The 15,002-nt window shown below is 65.5% G+C and carries 16 protein-coding genes; 12 read left to right on the top strand and 4 right to left on the bottom strand.

Annotated features, from left to right (window positions below; translation table 11 throughout):
• Window positions 1-59 precede the first annotated feature (59 nt).
• The gene (locus HRV97_RS15125; RefSeq protein ID WP_174195102.1) at window positions 60-1,235 is read left to right on the top strand and encodes a replication initiator protein A; all 1,176 of its coding nucleotides are present in this window, start codon (window positions 60-62) and stop codon (window positions 1,233-1,235) included.
• Window positions 1,236-2,245: 1,010 nt separating this feature from the next.
• Here HRV97_RS15125 and HRV97_RS15120 read toward each other — a convergent pair.
• Entirely contained in the window at window positions 2,246-2,665 is a 420-nt protein-coding gene (locus tag HRV97_RS15120) for a helix-turn-helix domain-containing protein (protein ID WP_174195084.1), read from the bottom strand.
• Window positions 2,666-2,671: 6 nt separating this feature from the next.
• On the opposite strand from HRV97_RS15120, the gene HRV97_RS15115 reads away from it, so the two are divergent.
• The 10 genes from HRV97_RS15115 (at window position 2,672) to HRV97_RS15070 (ending at window position 11,805) form a co-directional block, all read left to right on the top strand.
• Window positions 2,672-3,190, top strand: coding sequence for a hypothetical protein (locus HRV97_RS15115; RefSeq protein ID WP_174195083.1), 519 nt, complete (start codon window positions 2,672-2,674; stop codon window positions 3,188-3,190).
• A complete protein-coding gene (locus tag HRV97_RS15110; RefSeq protein WP_174195082.1) occupies window positions 3,187-3,516 on the top strand; it encodes a protealysin inhibitor emfourin in 330 nt (109 codons plus the stop codon). The genes HRV97_RS15115 and HRV97_RS15110 overlap by 4 nt, the downstream gene beginning before the upstream one ends.
• 254 nt (window positions 3,517-3,770) lie before the next feature.
• A complete protein-coding gene (locus HRV97_RS15105) occupies window positions 3,771-4,607 on the top strand; it encodes a hypothetical protein (protein WP_174195081.1) in 837 nt (278 codons plus the stop codon).
• Between the two features lie 53 nt (window positions 4,608-4,660).
• The gene (locus HRV97_RS15100; protein WP_174195080.1) at window positions 4,661-5,056 is read left to right on the top strand and encodes a hypothetical protein; all 396 of its coding nucleotides are present in this window, start codon (window positions 4,661-4,663) and stop codon (window positions 5,054-5,056) included.
• Window positions 5,053-5,628 (top strand): hypothetical protein, encoded by a 576-nt coding sequence (locus HRV97_RS15095; RefSeq protein ID WP_174195079.1) that lies wholly within the window; start codon window positions 5,053-5,055, stop codon window positions 5,626-5,628. The genes HRV97_RS15100 and HRV97_RS15095 overlap by 4 nt, the downstream gene beginning before the upstream one ends.
• On the top strand, window positions 5,625-6,008 hold the full coding sequence (locus HRV97_RS15090; protein ID WP_174195078.1) for a protealysin inhibitor emfourin: 384 nt from the start codon (window positions 5,625-5,627) through the stop codon (window positions 6,006-6,008). The genes HRV97_RS15095 and HRV97_RS15090 overlap by 4 nt, the downstream gene beginning before the upstream one ends.
• Window positions 6,009-6,342: 334 nt before the next feature.
• Window positions 6,343-6,660, top strand: coding sequence for a hypothetical protein (locus HRV97_RS15085; RefSeq protein WP_174195077.1), 318 nt, complete (start codon window positions 6,343-6,345; stop codon window positions 6,658-6,660).
• Window positions 6,657-7,469: a hypothetical protein gene (locus HRV97_RS15080; protein WP_174195076.1), complete on the top strand. Its 813-nt coding sequence runs from the start codon at window positions 6,657-6,659 to the stop codon at window positions 7,467-7,469. Before HRV97_RS15085 ends, HRV97_RS15080 begins: the two co-directional genes overlap by 4 nt.
• Window positions 7,466-10,459 carry a MobF family relaxase gene (mobF, locus tag HRV97_RS17805; RefSeq protein WP_174195075.1) on the top strand — a complete coding sequence of 998 codons (2,994 nt, stop codon included), beginning with the start codon at window positions 7,466-7,468 and terminating at the stop codon, window positions 10,457-10,459. Before HRV97_RS15080 ends, mobF begins: the two co-directional genes overlap by 4 nt.
• Window positions 10,460-10,602: 143 nt before the next feature.
• The gene (locus HRV97_RS15070; protein ID WP_246248778.1) at window positions 10,603-11,805 is read left to right on the top strand and encodes a Fic family protein; all 1,203 of its coding nucleotides are present in this window, start codon (window positions 10,603-10,605) and stop codon (window positions 11,803-11,805) included.
• Here the strand turns inward: HRV97_RS15070 and HRV97_RS15065 are convergent.
• Window positions 11,790-12,194: a dual specificity protein phosphatase family protein gene (locus tag HRV97_RS15065; RefSeq protein ID WP_174195074.1), complete on the bottom strand. Its 405-nt coding sequence runs from the start codon at window positions 12,192-12,194 to the stop codon at window positions 11,790-11,792. The genes HRV97_RS15070 and HRV97_RS15065 overlap by 16 nt on opposite strands.
• Before the next feature lie 121 nt (window positions 12,195-12,315).
• Here HRV97_RS15065 and HRV97_RS15060 point away from each other — a divergent pair, with 121 nt between their 5' ends.
• Window positions 12,316-13,335 (top strand): IS110 family RNA-guided transposase, encoded by a 1,020-nt coding sequence (locus tag HRV97_RS15060; RefSeq protein WP_066781557.1) that lies wholly within the window; start codon window positions 12,316-12,318, stop codon window positions 13,333-13,335.
• A gap of 612 nt (window positions 13,336-13,947) precedes the next feature.
• Here HRV97_RS15060 and HRV97_RS15055 read toward each other — a convergent pair.
• A complete protein-coding gene (locus HRV97_RS15055) occupies window positions 13,948-14,616 on the bottom strand; it encodes a nucleotidyl transferase AbiEii/AbiGii toxin family protein (RefSeq protein WP_174195073.1) in 669 nt (222 codons plus the stop codon).
• Between the two features lie 5 nt (window positions 14,617-14,621).
• Window positions 14,622-14,885, bottom strand: a complete 264-nt coding sequence (locus HRV97_RS15050; RefSeq protein ID WP_174195072.1) for a hypothetical protein — start codon at window positions 14,883-14,885, stop codon at window positions 14,622-14,624.
• Between the last annotated feature and the right edge of the window lie 117 nt (window positions 14,886-15,002).

The following is a 15,002-nucleotide window of genomic DNA, read 5'->3' as shown; positions in this document are numbered from 1 at the left end:
CCCCGGGGAAACATCGCGACACGATACGCGGCACCTTCACCAACATCGGCGACGCGCGTATGACCCGCGCGCGCCGGGAGGCCGTGTCCGAGCAGTTCGAGCTGTTCCTCCCCTATCTCGCCGACCTGCCGCTGCGCGATCAGCGCGAGATGATGGAGCGGCCTTTCTTCAGCCTCGCCAAAACGAAGCGCGTGAAGCCGATCGACTACCGATCACCCGACGGCAAGCTGTGGGTCCACGTCTCGGCCAATCCCGATTACGGCATGGCGACGATCTGGGACGCCGACATCCTGATCTACTGCGCCTCCATGCTCGCCGACATGGCGCGCCGCGGCATCAACGACGTGCCGCGCAAGCTCCACCTGATGCCATACGACCTGCTGCGCGCGATTGGGCGGCAGCCGACGGGACGGGCCTATGAGCTGCTCGGCCAGGCGCTCGACCGGCTGGTCTCGACCACCGTCAAGACCAACATTCGCGCGGAGAACCGGCGGGAAGCGACGTTCAGCTGGCTCGACGGCTGGACGCAGTTGGTGGACGAGAAGACCGAGCGCTCGCGCGGCATGACCATCGAGCTGTCGAACTGGTTTTGGGAAGGCGTGATGATGACCGGTGGCGTGCTGTCGATCGACCGCGCCTATTTCGACATCACCGGCGGGCGCGAGCGCTGGCTCTACAAGGTCGCGCGCAAACATGCGGGCGGGGCCGGCGAGGCGGGCTTCGCCATCTCCATGCCGACCCTATTCGAGAAGTCGGGCGCCGAGGGCCAGTATCGCCGCTTCAAGTTCGAGATCGCCAAGATCGCCGAGCGCGACGAGCTGCCCGGCTATGCGCTGACGATCGAGCAGCCGGAGGGCAAGCGCGAGCCCGCGCTCCGTATGCGCCGGAGAAGCGAGGGCGAGACGAAGGCAATACCATCATCGAAGCTAGCGAAGGCAGGTACGGCACCCTCTACCCCGAAGCCTGAGCACGTGGCCGAGCCCGGCGTCGATGCCGCCGCCCTGATCCGCCGCAGCGTAAAGGGCCTGTCGAACCGCGCCACCTTCGGCGAGATCACCGACGCAACCCTGGCAACGCTGCGCGCCGAATGTCCCGGCTGGGACTATCAGACCCTGCACGCCGACTTTCGCACCTGGATTGAGGCGGACCCGGCGCGCACCCCGGTCAGCTACCAGAACGCCTTTATCGGCTATGTTCGGCGCTTTGACGCGAAGAACCGGCATACGCTGCGATAGGCCGAGACCTGGTCGCCCCTCGTTCGGCGGCAGCGCAAGTTGACGTCGCTGCGTGCCTCGGTAGCTTCACAGAGTGTTGAGAGCCGGTCCCCTTACCTTGCTCGTGGCGTGTGCTCCCGTCTCTCAGGAGAGCGTCCGCACTGTGGCGGCATTGGAAGTCGTGATACACACGCCGTCCGATCGTGCTGATCTCCTCACAATCATCCGTAGGCAGGCGGCGACTGATCCGGACTGCATGTCGACGATGTCAGCGAGCGCTGGCAAGCCTTCAAGGCTCAAGCCAAAGATCTACCCCAGGAGGCAGACCGTACGCTGTACGTTGGCGTCTGGCGCGACATCAACGACGACGAACAAGAAGCGGATGCTAGTGACATGGGCCACAAGGGAAGGGTGTGGCTGACCTTTCCTAGAGGCCAGGGCCCGCGCCGTTCACTGAGGCTTCGACAGCGCTTCATCGCAGCCAATCGCAGCAGATTTCCAGCCAGTCGGGCGATCCCGATCCTGCCATCCGGCGCGCTCCCGCTCGCAGCTGAGCTGCGCGATGTGCAAGGCGGCTACAAGATAACAAGATCAGCCGCACAGCGTTATGGTCTACCGAGAGCATCACAGCTTGTGGCGCCCTGCTAGATATCCGTCACGCAGCCGCAGCGGCAGCCGCCCTCGATTATGATTATTAGCGGGTGGCTATAGCGTTCCCGATGTATCGGCCAAACGTGGCCCCATGAGCGACCGTAGGAGAGCACGGCATCTGGCGAGCCGAAGTTTGAACATCGTCAGCGCACCGCACATGGAAACTGATTCAATCTGAGGGTCCGTTTCTCGTTCTACCTCTAACCATCGACACTCCGGGAACGCTGTTCGACACTCCCGGAACGGCGAGGCGATACATCGGGAACGCCACTGTCGATCTTTCGGGAACGCTGCAACGATACTCCGGGAACGCGCGATGACCGCGACTCGTACGAAGCCGGGAGCTTGGGCAGCTTGGCCAGCCTTTAACCCTCTAACCTCTATTTGAACCCTCTAACCCGTGAGATGCCTTTTTTAGTTTCGAGAGAGGAAGAAGGGGGTTGGAGCGCTTCATTCAACAACGCCACGGGATCGGTCCCGATCGCCAGCGCCACGGCGACGAACTCGTCGACGCCCAGCATCCGCTCGCCGGTCTCGTACCGCGACACATAGGCCTGCTGCCAACCGAGTTTCCCGGCGAGATCGACCTGACGCAGCTTGGCGTCTTTGCGCGCCTGCGTGAGCAGGGAGACGATCCGGGCATGCAGGTCGGACGGGACAGGGGCGGTGGGCACGTGCAGGATACTAGCCGCCTTGTTCGATATGCGTAAACCGTATATCGTTCGGCCTGGTTTTCGGAGGGCCTTATGCGATCTGACGGGCAGAATAAGGTCGGCGCTGTCGTAGATCGGGCGGCCCATCTGCCCATGCTGGATCGACTGATCGCCCGCATGGAGGTGAGCCGGACCTACCCGCTTCCTATCGTGAGCATCCTGACCTTTTGGTCCGGGCTGATCGCGCTCACCACTGTCGGGAAACTGACCGGAGCCGCGCCCGTGACGGCGGGACGTCTCTACGTGCTCGCGTGGCTGGTGATAGTGGGCCTGGAGCTCGGTCGCGACGTCTGGGTCCAGCGGCACCGCTACGCGTCACCTCGCTGGCTGCGAGCCGTGGAAGCAGCGGTGGGCCATGAGGTGACCGTCCACGCACTGGCCGAACTGATCAGACAGCACCAGCACGATCCGGACTACGTGGTCACCCGTTCCGACCTGCGTTTCGCGGTCCAGCAGGAACGGGTCAAGCGCCGGGAGGCTGCACGGCGAGCGGAAGGCTTCCAGCTTGTCGAAGCGCCGACGATCGATGCCGCCCAGGTCGCGCGGGACGAAGAACGCCGCCGTCGCGCTCGTGAGCGGCGAGCCGCCAGGCAGGGCAGGGTGCTTACTTGACCGGCTCCACTCCGGAGATGGAAGGCGATCTGGTCGGCCTGACGATCTCAGGCGGGACCGCGCACTTTCCAGGACGGGCTGGGGAGCGAATCCGCCACCTCGCCGATCTCGAACCTGCGCTGGTTGCTGAGCTGCTCGCTGCTGCCGACGCGGTTGCCTTCTTCACCCGCCCAGATCCGGTTGAGACTGCGCCTGTCCGCCCTGACGCGCGCACGTATGGCATACGTCTCGTGCATGCCGACCGCTCACGGGTGCTGACAGTTCCGGAGCCGTTCGAGGTACCGGAGCTGGCGCAGCTGGTCCGAACCGTGCGCCGCTGCCTGTAGGGCAGGGGGCGACACCACGCTTCGCATTTGCTCGGCGCTCCCGACGTGATAGCGTCCGCTCGCCGCCCGGTCAGTCCCGGCGGTGAGGCGTCAGAACCTCAAGTCATAGCAGCCGGTCGACAACAGGTGTCGGCCGGGTGGCCGACACGCATGTCCAGGGCTTCGCCTAAAGGTGGCGGCGCCTTGTGCTATGCAGGGTTCTGAACACCCGGCTCACGGGCCGGAGAACGCCTCCAGGCAACGAGGAGGCGGTCATGGCAGGGCAGGGTGCGTTTCGGGCTGTAGCGGCGCTCACAGCGGCTCTGGCGGGCATTCCAGCCATGGCGCAGCAGTCACCCGGCATCGCCGACTTCCTGACCACCATCGGCGGCGACACCGACATGAAGACCAGCGGGTCGCTCCGGACCCGCCCATCGCCGCAGGTCTTCCCGCTGCTCGACGACGCCGACGAAATCATCGGCTACCGCTTCTTCTCCGAGAAGATTACCGCCAACGGCTCGGCGACGGCCGAACGCGCCCGCGACGCCTTCGCGCAGGAATGCACTGCCAAGGGCGGTCAGATCGAGCCGGAGGATGGGGACGCGGCACGCACCTTCCGCGATCGCGCGCTCGGTCGCAGGCTGCCGCCTCGGGGCGAGTTCAAGCATTTCTGGTCCGGCATTTCGGCGGTGTGTTCGCGCGGACCGGATCAGGTGCTCGGCGGCTTTGTCGCGATCACCTATGACACGACCGAGGTGGCGACCAAAGGCGACCTCGGCAGCCGGCTGATGAGCCGCGTGTCGATGGTCCCGACCCGCACCGCGGTCTATGCATACCGCCCCGACCAGGTCCGGTCGGCGGCGTGGTTTCAACGCGCCCAGGACAGCTACGTCGCCGACCGCGAAGCCGAGCAGAAGCGTCGCGAAGCGTTCCGGCGTGACCTCGCGATCGGGACCGTCACCAACTGCGGCACGGTGATCCAGATCCGCGGTCCCATGGTCGAGATCGCGGTGCCTCCGACCACGCTGACGCCCAATGGCCAGTACACCTTCTGGTCGCGGCGCGACGCGCTGGCGCCGACCTTCTCGACGCCCTGCACCTACGGGCTCTGAGGAGCCGATCCGCCCGGATTGCATATGACTGAGACTCGCAATGGAGCAACGCCATGACCCTCGACCTGAGCGACTTCAAGCCAACGCCTCTGCCCTCCCGTGACACCCCGCCCTATGCGTCGGCCAACCCTTCGACGGACCTGCGTTTGCTCCTTGCCGGCACCGAATGGAGCGAGCCCGGACACGGCGGACACCCGACCCGGACCGAGGCGGGGGACTGGATGATCCGGGTCATGGTGGACCTGCCTTACCCCATGCTCGCAAGCCTTGAAGCGAAGGCCGGATCGCATGACATCGGCGCGCTTGTCCGGGCCGCTCTCGTGGACGCTGGACATGGCTCGGAGGCGGACATTGTGGGTATCAGGTCCGACCGCTACGCAACCCGCGATGAGCAGCGTGAACGGCTCGGGATACCTGCCCGCATGAGCGGTACGAGAGAGGGCGGATGACCGATCGATCCGGGAACGAACGGCTGCGCTACCAGGCGGTTCTGAAGCCGCTCGAATGGGAGCAGCGGATGCGTGTCGACTACCGCGATGACGTGCTCCGGATCGTAGCCGTCCTGGCGGCCGACGGCATCGCGATCAGCGAGGATGTCGCGTTCATGGCTTGGCGTCGGTTCTCGGAAGAGGACCGGTGTGCGGGGTGGTACAGCCCTGGCGCCGACGAGGAGATCCGGCGCAACCTGATGCCGCATCTCGAGCTCAGACCGCTCGCGGAACAGGATGGCTCTGCGAATGGCCATCGACCTCCCGCCATCCCGGATCACGGCCCGTCCAAAGGCGACGTCGAGCACCATGATGTCAGGACGGCACTGGCGCTGATGCGCACGGCGCTGGAGTTGCTCGACCGGGCCGGATGCACCCTTGTTGCGGCTCGCCTTCAGCATGCGATCGACACGGTTAAAAATGACCCGGGAGCCGCCGCGATGCCGCGCCATGCTGACGCTCCCCGCGGTGCTGAACACGACTGGCACAAGCATCAGCGCTCGACCGACAACGGGGAGGGAGCCGACCCATGACGGACGTCATCACGCTTGGTATTTCGGGATGGTTTACGCCGCATGGTACCCTCTACCATGAGGAGGGTCGCACGCTCGATGAGATCGCGCCGGAGGACTGGGCCAACCTCCTCGCCCACGCCGACGCGATCGACTTCTTCACGCGGCCCGACCCGGCTCGTCCGGCCGCTGACGCCCGCATCTTCCACCTCACCATCACCGACGGCGAGCGGTCGCGCGAGCTGGCGGTGAACGACCCGTTCGAAGCGCCGGAACTGGCCTTGCTCATCCGGCTGACGCGCCGTGCCATGCGGGACCGGCTGGTGCTGACGCCTGAAACGCTGAGCGAGGAGGCGCTCGAAGCCTTACGGGCAAGCCTGCGTGAGGCGGGGCAAGACTGAGTCGGCTGGCCGGCTTGTACGCCGGCCTGGTTGCCTCGCCGGACGCCGGATCGGCCCCGAAGAGCCAACCAACAGCAACATCAGCGACCTGAGCAGTAGGAGTAGGGGGGGCACACCCGATGCACCCAGACGGGGTGCGAAAAAGGGCAGATTTGCGTCGCTTGAGCGGCATGGTCCGACGCAGATGCTGTGCTCGGACCGTCTGGTCCCCTATGGTCCACAGAGCAACTAGAGCACGAATTTGCGGCGTTTCTTCTGGCGCTGCTCTGCACTTCCTCCTTGCGCGCCCGTTATGCGCAATGCACACTCCCTACCGGGGTAGAAGGGGGTCCGCATGGCGCGCGTACCGATCACGGTGTACCTGCAACCCGACCAGCTTGCCGGCATCGAGCGCCGCGCGGGCCAGGTCGGCAAGACGCGCAGCGCTTGGGTGGCGGACACGCTGGTGCGCTCACTCGAGGACGAGCTGCTGCCGCTCGACGAGATCCTGCTCGACCAACTGACCAAGGTCCGTGCCGGCCTGGAGGTCGTCGCGGAAGCACAGGTCGGGCGCGGCCCGGATAGCAAGAAGGGGCTGGCCGAGATGCGGCAGCGCCGGACCGACCTGGCAACGCGAATGCTGGCCGAAGCGCGCGGGATGCTGCGGCGATGACCGATGCCGGCCGCAGGCGGATCGACGTCTCCAGTGACGTCCACAGCCGCCTGGACGCCGAATCCAAACGGCGCAACATTCCCATCCGTGATCTCGTCGAACAGGCGGTCACCACCATGTTCGACAGGGAGGCACAAGCGGCCCTGTCGGTGCGCCAACAACGTGAGCGCCGCCATGCCGATCGCATGGAGGAACAGACCGCTCAGATCGGCGAGATCACCCGCCGCGTCTCGACCCTGATCGCCCAGCAAACGAAGGATCTGCCCGGCGCGTTGAACGCAGGCTTCGACGCGATCAAGACGACCATCAAGGAGACCGGCGGGACCGGACATCTCCGCGACATGGTTGCCAAGTTCCAGACCGACTTCACGACGATTTTTAAAGACGCGCAGGGCGCTCTCGCCGCCTCGGTTGGCACTGTCACCGAGGCCGTCGAAGAGCAGGCGAAGGCCCTCGGAAAGCAGCTCGATCGGATCGAAAAGCGTCAGTCGGGTACGCGTACAAAGCTCGGCGCAGGTGCGGTCCTTGGCATCGCCGGACTTCTTCTGATCTGCCTGCTTTTCGCCAACACGGCACCGACCCGCTGGCTCTCCATCCGCCTTCTAGGTGAGAGTGATCCAGGATCGGCGGCATGGAGCCTGGCGGGCGATGGGCGCACGAAAGGCGAGCTTATGGCGGAGACCAAAGGCCTTCTCGCCGACGACACATTCCGGGTCCGGTACGCTGAGTGCGTGGACCACGCGAAGCGCATGCAGAAGCCGTTCCCGTGTCGGCTCACCTTTCCGGCTCTGAACGCCAAGGCGCCGTGACCGTTCGCCCCAACTCGATCGCGGGAGGCGGGGATGCGGCGAGCTATTACGCGGCCGATAACTACTACACCGGCGAGCAGGAGGGGCCGTCCGAATGGGGCGGGGGAGGGGCCGAGGAACTCGGTCTGTCCGGCACCGTGGATGCCGGAACGTTCGCCGAGGTGCTGGACGGCAAATTGCCCAACGGAGCCGTCATCGCAAGAGGCGGCAATGGCGAGCGGGCGCCAGGTTTCGAGCTGACGTTCAGCGCGCCGAAGTCGGTTTCGCTGGTCGCCATGATCGGCCGCGACGAGCGGATCATGCCGGCGTTTGCGGAAGCCATCCGGAGCACCATGGCGTGGGCCGAGGAGCGGTTCGGGGAGGTGCGGTCGGGCAAGGCCGGCGCGGTGATCGAACCCGGTCGCCTGGTGTACGCGATCTTCCACCATGACCTCAGCCGGAAGCTCGATCCGCAGGCCCACGCCCACGTCGTCGTCGCGAACGCCGCGCAGCGGGGTGACGGCCGCTGGGTCGCCCTCCACAATCCGGCGCTATGGAAGCATTCGAGCACGATCGGCGCCGTCTTCCATGCCGACTTCCGTGCCCGGTTGGAGCAGCTCGGCTACCGGACAGAGATCACCGGCAGGCACGGTCAATTCGAGATCAGCGGGATCCCGCGTGCCGCAATTGATGCGTTCAGCGCCCGGCGCGAGCAGATCCTCAGCCGGGCGGCTGAGCTCGGCGCCTCCGGGCCGAAGGCGATGGAGACGATCGCGGTCAGTACCCGCGATGCCAAACAGGCGGGCGATGCCACGTTGGCCCGCGCCATGTGGGCCGAGAAGGCCGTGGTCCATGGTGCCGCCATCTCAGCCGTCGTGGACGCCGCCCGCGGGGTCGAGCGGCCGCGGTCCGTACTTGATGCCGTGCGTGCCTGGGGCGCCGCTTTGCTTGAGCGGATCACGCATGCCTTTGGACCACGACCCGAGCCGCTGCTTCACGGCACGGATGCGGTGCGCCGGAGCGCCGAACTTGCGAGCGGCTATGCGGTCGCGGCCGGTGTCCGGCACCTCGGCGAACGCGAAGCAAGCTTCACCTATGCGGACCTGCTGAAGAGCAGCCTCGATATGGCGGAGAAGGGCGCGACGGTGCGCGGTATCGAGGCGCGCATCGAGCGACTGCGCGACGCCGGTTTCCTGATCTCCGGACCGCGCGGCGGCGTACATGCCGACCGGCTGACGACCCGCGACATGCTGGTGACGGAGAAGGCGCTGGTCGTGGCCGCGCATGGCGGGGTGGGGCAGGGCACACCTATCGTCGATGCCGCTTCGGTCGACACCGCGCTCGACCGCTCGGCCGACCGGCGCGAGGTCACGCTTTCCGCTGAACAGCGCGTTGCGGCACACGCCATGCTGTCCGGCACCAACCGCATCCAGGTCGTCCAAGGCGATGCCGGCACCGGCAAGTCTTTCCTGTTCGAACTCGTACGGGAGGTCGGCGCGGAAGTAGGGGCCGGAATGCTGGTGCTGGTCCCGCAGAACAAGTTGATGGATGATCTGACCGGACGGGGGCTGGAAGTGCGTTCGCTCGCATCCGTGCTGAAGGAGCATGCTAGTCGGGCCGGCCCGGCCAAGCCGAACGAGCAACTGTCGGCACTGATGAAGGGCAAGATCGTGGTGCTGGAGGAAGCCTCCATGGTGTCCTCGCGTCAGCTTGCCGGGCTATTCGAGGTCGCCCGGAACGGCCAGGCCGCCAAGCTGGTGCTGGTAGGCGACGTGAAGCAGATACCCGCGGTAGAGGCCGGTCGACCGTTCGCGCTGCTGCAGGAGGCGGGCGCTCCTACAGTGCGGCTGACTGAGAACCGGCGGCAACAGACCGATGTGCTCCGTGACGCCGCCTTCCTTGCACGCGAGGGCAGGGTCACTGCCGCCTTAGAACGGCTCGGGGACAAGGTCCAGGAGAGCGCTCACCCGGCGGGAGCGGCTGTGGTCGAGTACCTGGGGCTTTCGCCCGAGGAACGCAACCGCACCGCCTTGCTTACCTCGGGGCACGTCCTGCGCCAGGCCGTGCTGGAAACGGTCAGGGCCGAGCTGCTCGCGCAAGGCAAGCTAGGCGCCGAGGCCTTGAGTCTGCGTAGCTGGGACACGCTTAACCTGACCCGTGAGGAGCTGCGGCAGATCCGGCACTGGGCGGAAGGCATGCGGCTCGACATCTACCGCCATCAGGCCGGGCTCGTGCCGGGCTCCTACGAAGTTGGCTTGCTCGATCGGGCAAGCGGCATGCTCGAGCTCGCCCGTGACGGTCACACCAGGCTCTTCGATCCTAGGAGCCTGCGATCGGGAGGGGAGGGAGCCGCGCTCTCCGTTCCCGGCGAGATCGACGTCCGCGAAGGTGACCGCCTGGTCTTCACGTCCAGCGACCTGAAACGCGGGATGGCGAACGGTGCCGCGATGACGCTCACCGCGATCGACGGCGACACGCTTCACCTCTCCGGCCGTGACCGGGACCACGTGATCGGGCCCGACGACCCGATGCGCGAGCGGCTGGGCCATGGTGCCGTGATCAACATGCACCGCGCGCAGGGAATGACGGTCGACCGGGCGATCACAGTCATGGACAGCCGCGACAGGCTGCTCAACAGCGAAAGCCTCTACTACGTGCTCCAGACCCGCGCGCGCGAAGACGTGTCGCTGCACACCGACGACAAGAAAGCACTCGCCATCGCAATCGAAACGCATCGGGGCGACGTTCCGCACGCAAGCGACCTCGCGCCCGAACTCTCATCATCCGGCAGGGAGCGGTTCGATCCGGCAACGGGCGAGCTGCCCCGACTGGATGATCCGAGTGCGAACGATCGCCGCCAGCTGGATGCGATGAGTGCCGCCCTGCGATCCATCGGCAGCGAGCCTGCCAGACCAGCGCCGGAGGCTGTTCGGCAGGCGCCGGTTCCGGTCAAAGAGCTGGTGAAGGAGCCGGAGATCGAGATCGACCACGATTACGACTTCGACATGTGAGACATCGCGTTGCGATTACGGTTGGGCGGATCAGCTTCGTTCCTGCTCATATGATCTGGGTCTGCCGGCCGTCGAAGCGGACATTGTAGCGGCCAAGGATGGCGGAGATCGGACGACCTTAGCGAGGCAAGCAGGTAATCCAGATGCTGCAGGACATGGCCAACGAACCGGACTTCGGGGTAGTCGCCGACCGGGGCGAGGGCATCGACGCCATGCAGCCCATGAAAATAGGGGAGGGCGGGCCGCGGTACCGCGACGCCGTCGACCTCGCGATCGAGCTGACCGCCAAGTCTGCCGCCTTCCGCAGCAGTCTGCCGCCCGCACTCCGGGCTGGGCTCGCCGGTCTCGTCCGAACGGTGACCTGCTACTACAGCAACCTGATCGAGGGGCATGATACCCGCCCCGTCGACATCGAGCGGGCGCTGAAGAACGACTTCAGCGCTGACCCGGCCAAGCGGGACCTGCAGCTCGAGGCGACCGCCCATATCGCGGTCCAGGGCTGGATCGACGGGGGAGGGCTGGCGGGCCGGGCGACGAGCGTGGAGGGTCTGCAAGAGGTTCACCGACGCTTCTGCGAGCATCTGCCCGAGTCGATGCTCTGGATCGAGCCGGTCGACGCTGGCGAGCGCGTTCCCGTCGAGCCCGGTGCCCTGCGGACCCGCGATGTCCGGGTCGGGCAGCACATTGCGGTCAGCCCCGGGGCCGTGCCGCGCTTCCTCGAGCACTTCGCTTGGGCGTATCAGAAGCGCGGCGCGACTGACGCCATCGTGTCGCTGGCGGCCGCGCATCACCGGTTCGCGTGGATCCATCCGTTTCTCGACGGCAATGGGCGGGTCGCCCGCCCCATGTCGCATGCCATGCTGCTCGACGCGCTCGACACAAGCGGCGTGTGGTCGATCGCGCGCGGCCTCGGCCGCAACGTGCAGGCCTACAAGCGACACCTCGCCGCCTGCGACCTGCCCAGCCGCATCGACTTTCAGGGCCAGCCTAGCAGCCGAGCTTACCGGCCCTACAAGGCATTCGAGGCCGTCATCGACAGTGTTCTCGGGGAGCGGGTGAGAGCGGACGGCGCGTGCGGCGTCGACCTCTGGTGTGCGCTCGCCAACATTCGTTGGTCCGGTCCGGATGGTATGGACATCTCATACGGCTTTCGGCGGGCCGGCGAAGTGGTGTCTTGGGTGCGCGAGGAGGGGGACTATCTTACCTGGTACTACAGCGGCGAGCCGGGGTATGTCGCCGCTTGGATCGAGGGGGCGCTCGCGGGAGCGGGCTGGTCGTGGAGTCGGTTGGAGCCGGACGCCGCGGACACCGGCGAGGTGTCCGACGACCGTCAGCGCCTGGCATAGAGTTCGGGATGCCGCTCCACGAACGTACGGCGGACCGCGCGCAGCCGAACGGCTTCCGGTGTTCTCGCTTCCCATCCAGCCACGGCGTGCAGGAGACTACCGCCGCGGCCGAGCACCGCGTCCGCGTGGCTCACGACGACCAGGTTGGGCGTCGCCTCCGGACGGATCGTCAGCAGCTGATTCATCGCCTCGTCTTCGCTGCCCGGTCCGAGCCGGTCGGCGAGCACCGCCAGTGCGATCGCGGCCGAACGGCCGACCCCATGATAGCAATGGATGAGCAGGGAGCCGGTCGCCTGCTCACGCGCGAAAGTGAGGGCCGCGGCGACCTGCTCCCGGCTCGCCACCCGGATGAAGCCATCATCCCGGTCGACGTCCTCGAAGTCGAGCACCAGATGCGGAGGGTGAGGTTTGCTATAGAAGCGTAGCTGGTGACGTGATGGGGTGGACGACCCCTGCACCAGCGTAGCTGTGCAATGATGTGGTCGTTGAGCCACGTCTAGGAGTCGATCCATGCAGCAGGATGTCGTGACCGTCGGTGTCGATCTGGCGAAGAACGTGTTTCAGGTTCATGCGATCGGCGCTGATGGGAAGGTGTTGGTCCGTCGGCAGCTCCGTCGCGGCGAGGTGCTGAAGTTCTTCTCATCGTTGCCGCCGTGCCTGGTCGGGATGGAGGCGTGCGCGTCGGCGCATCATTGGGGGCGCGAGCTCCTGGCGTTGGGCCATGATGTCCGGCTTATGCCTCCGGCTTATGTGAAGCCGTATGTGAAGCGCGGAAAGACCGACGCCGCTGACGCTGAGGCGATCTGCGAAGCGGTGACCCGGCCGACGATGAGGTTCGTGGCGGTGAAGAGCGTTGATCAGCAGGCGGTGCTGATGCTCCACAAAACCCGTGATCTGCTGGTGCGACAGCGAACCGCGCTGATCAATGCCCTGCGAGCGCATCTGTCGGAGTACGGCATTGTCACCAGCAAGGGGCCTGGCGGCGTCACGGCGCTGATGAAACTTCTTCACGAGGAGCAGGAGAAGCTGCCGGCACATGCGCGGTCGGCACTGCATACCATCGGTGCTCAACTACGATCGCTGACAAGCGAGGTGGATCGGCTCGAGGCACAGATACTGGCCTGGCACCGCGCTGACGACACCAGTCGCCGGCTGGCGACCATCCCCGGGATCGGTCCAATAACCGCATCGGCTATCGCTGCGGCTGTGCCCGACGCATCGATGTTCCGCTCGGGCCGGCAGTTCGCTGCATGGCTCGGGCTCACACCTCGAGCCCATAGCTCGGGTGGCAAGGAGCGGCTTGGCGGCATCAGCAAGCAGGGCGACGGATACCTCCGCAAGCTGCTGGTGGTTGGTGCGACCGCGGTGATGCGCATGGCGCGCAAGGATGCCGCCCGCCAGCCATGGGTCGCGCAGCTCCTCGACCGCAAGCCAGTGAAGATTGCGACCGTCGGGCTCGCCAACAAGACAGCGCGCATCGCCTGGGCGGTGATGGCACGCAAGGAGGTCTACGCGGCGGTTGCCGCGTGACCGCCGTCCTCGTTGCCCGCTGAAGCGGGCGACAGGATGGTGTAAGGGCAGCTGAGTGGTGATGACAAACCGGTCAGACCGGGGATCGAACTAGCCCAGGGGAGCAGAGCGCTTCGAGCGCGATGACGTGATTAGGGATCCGATCCGCGGACTTCATCAGGGCCAGCAGCCATGCGGTTCTGCACGAACAGGCCGAACACATGGATGCACCCGACCGGTGCTCATCGCCGCACGAAAGCTCTTGCACCGCAGGGGTCGTCCACACATGGCTCAACGACCACATCATTGCACAGCTACGCTGGTGCAGGGGTCGTCCACCCCATCACGTCACTGGTTGGAGCGGCGGCAGCCCGGGTTTTCCAGGGTGATCACGGCGTCATACTGACGCTTGTGCTTTCGTGCCTGAGGCAGCGAGCCGACGGTAATGCTTCCGGGTGTCGGCGGGGTAAGAGGCGAGGACATCAGGACGCGAGATCACGGGTTCAGCGTGTTCGCAAGCTTCCCCAGCCTGGCTAGAACGACAATGGTGGTACTTCTCTCAAAAAGCAGATGGTATACGCTTTTTCGTTTATCATGAGCTTATACGGATAAGCGCATCGCTGGTTTATCTTCTTACGTGAGCGCCGCACGTAGCGCCGCCTGCGTCAGTGTTTGAGCCTTGCGAACGAGCGGTAGATGGTGCTCGCGGTACATAAGCTGGCTGATCACGCCGGTCGCGAGGTCGGGCGACATTGCCTCGGCTACACGCAAGGCAGCCGCGCAGCGATCTGGTCCACACTGCCTGAGCGCCGCAGCAAGGTAATCCTCCCCCTCCCGAGTGACGACCGCCGCGAGGTCGAACATGTCGCGCGGCTGCAGGCGCGAGCCGCGGTAGTAGATCTTCTTCGCGATGATCTCACCGGGTGTCTCGAGCAGGACCTCGCGCGCCCACACGGTGACGCGGTTGGCTGGACGCTCGGTGATAGAGGCGCAGCAGATGAAATCGATCTCGCCGACGTTGCCAAATGTCAGCTTGAGTACGTGACTACCGTCCGTGTCGTAGCCGTCGGGCGCTCGATCAAGTGCATAGCCCTGCGTTCCGGGATTGAGAAAGGGTAAGACCTGGGGATCATCGAGGAACAGGTCGATGTCGTGGCTCTCACGGTGATCGATCTGTAGCATCAGAGCCGTACCGCCGCCGAAGGTCCACTCGAAAGGGTAGGCAGCTCTCTTCGCTTGATCGATAATGCTGCCGGCAATGTCGAAAAGCGACGACCATTGACTAGGCCGTGCGACAGGCATGCAGGTCAGGCGGCGAGGGGTAGGACGTACCCTGCCTTGGCAGCGAACTGGTTTGCCATCCAATGGACCTGATCATGATCGACGCCCATGATATCGATAAATTGGTGCTGCAATCCCTCGTTCACCTCCGAAAAGAAGGCGAACACCGGCGCATCGAACGCGTAGAGGCTGGCCGGATCAACGATCTTCGCGGCAAGCTGACACGCGGAGAGGTTCGCCCCGTAAGGAGCGTTCACCGTCGCCAATACTGAGGTCGCTACGTCCGCCATGACCTACCTAGGTCCTGCTCCTTGCTACGGCATGGGATATAACCTGCCGGGGTAACCGAAACAAGAACGAGCGGGGCCCGTTCCCTGGCTCGCTGACCCACTGGTGCGCGATGTTGT

Source organism: Sphingomonas hominis (genome assembly GCF_013328205.1).
Taxonomy (GTDB): Bacteria; Pseudomonadota; Alphaproteobacteria; order Sphingomonadales; family Sphingomonadaceae; genus Sphingomonas; species Sphingomonas hominis.
The sequence above is the reverse complement of the archived record's forward strand: the minus strand, read 5'-3'. Positions and strand labels throughout refer to the sequence as shown.

Bases quoted from the DNA above. Each gene is read 5' to 3' on its own strand.
- HRV97_RS15060 (WP_066781557.1), top strand. From the start codon at position 12,316: ATGCAGCAGGATGTCGTGACCGTCGGTGTCGATCTGGCGAAGAACGTG.
- HRV97_RS15055 (WP_174195073.1), bottom strand. From the start codon at position 14,616: ATGCCTGTCGCACGGCCTAGTCAATGGTCGTCGCTTTTCGACATTGCC.
- HRV97_RS15080 (WP_174195076.1), top strand. From the start codon at position 6,657: ATGACCGATGCCGGCCGCAGGCGGATCGACGTCTCCAGTGACGTCCAC.
- HRV97_RS15050 (WP_174195072.1), bottom strand. From the start codon at position 14,885: ATGGCGGACGTAGCGACCTCAGTATTGGCGACGGTGAACGCTCCTTAC.
- HRV97_RS15125 (WP_174195102.1), top strand. From the start codon at position 60: ATGACCCGCGCGCGCCGGGAGGCCGTGTCCGAGCAGTTCGAGCTGTTC.
- HRV97_RS15070 (WP_246248778.1), top strand. From the start codon at position 10,603: ATGCTGCAGGACATGGCCAACGAACCGGACTTCGGGGTAGTCGCCGAC.
- HRV97_RS15100 (WP_174195080.1), top strand. From the start codon at position 4,661: ATGACCCTCGACCTGAGCGACTTCAAGCCAACGCCTCTGCCCTCCCGT.
- HRV97_RS15105 (WP_174195081.1), top strand. From the start codon at position 3,771: ATGGCAGGGCAGGGTGCGTTTCGGGCTGTAGCGGCGCTCACAGCGGCT.
- HRV97_RS15085 (WP_174195077.1), top strand. From the start codon at position 6,343: ATGGCGCGCGTACCGATCACGGTGTACCTGCAACCCGACCAGCTTGCC.
- HRV97_RS15090 (WP_174195078.1), top strand. From the start codon at position 5,625: ATGACGGACGTCATCACGCTTGGTATTTCGGGATGGTTTACGCCGCAT.
- HRV97_RS15115 (WP_174195083.1), top strand. From the start codon at position 2,672: ATGCTGGATCGACTGATCGCCCGCATGGAGGTGAGCCGGACCTACCCG.
- HRV97_RS15095 (WP_174195079.1), top strand. From the start codon at position 5,053: ATGACCGATCGATCCGGGAACGAACGGCTGCGCTACCAGGCGGTTCTG.
- HRV97_RS15120 (WP_174195084.1), bottom strand. From the start codon at position 2,665: ATGGGCCGCCCGATCTACGACAGCGCCGACCTTATTCTGCCCGTCAGA.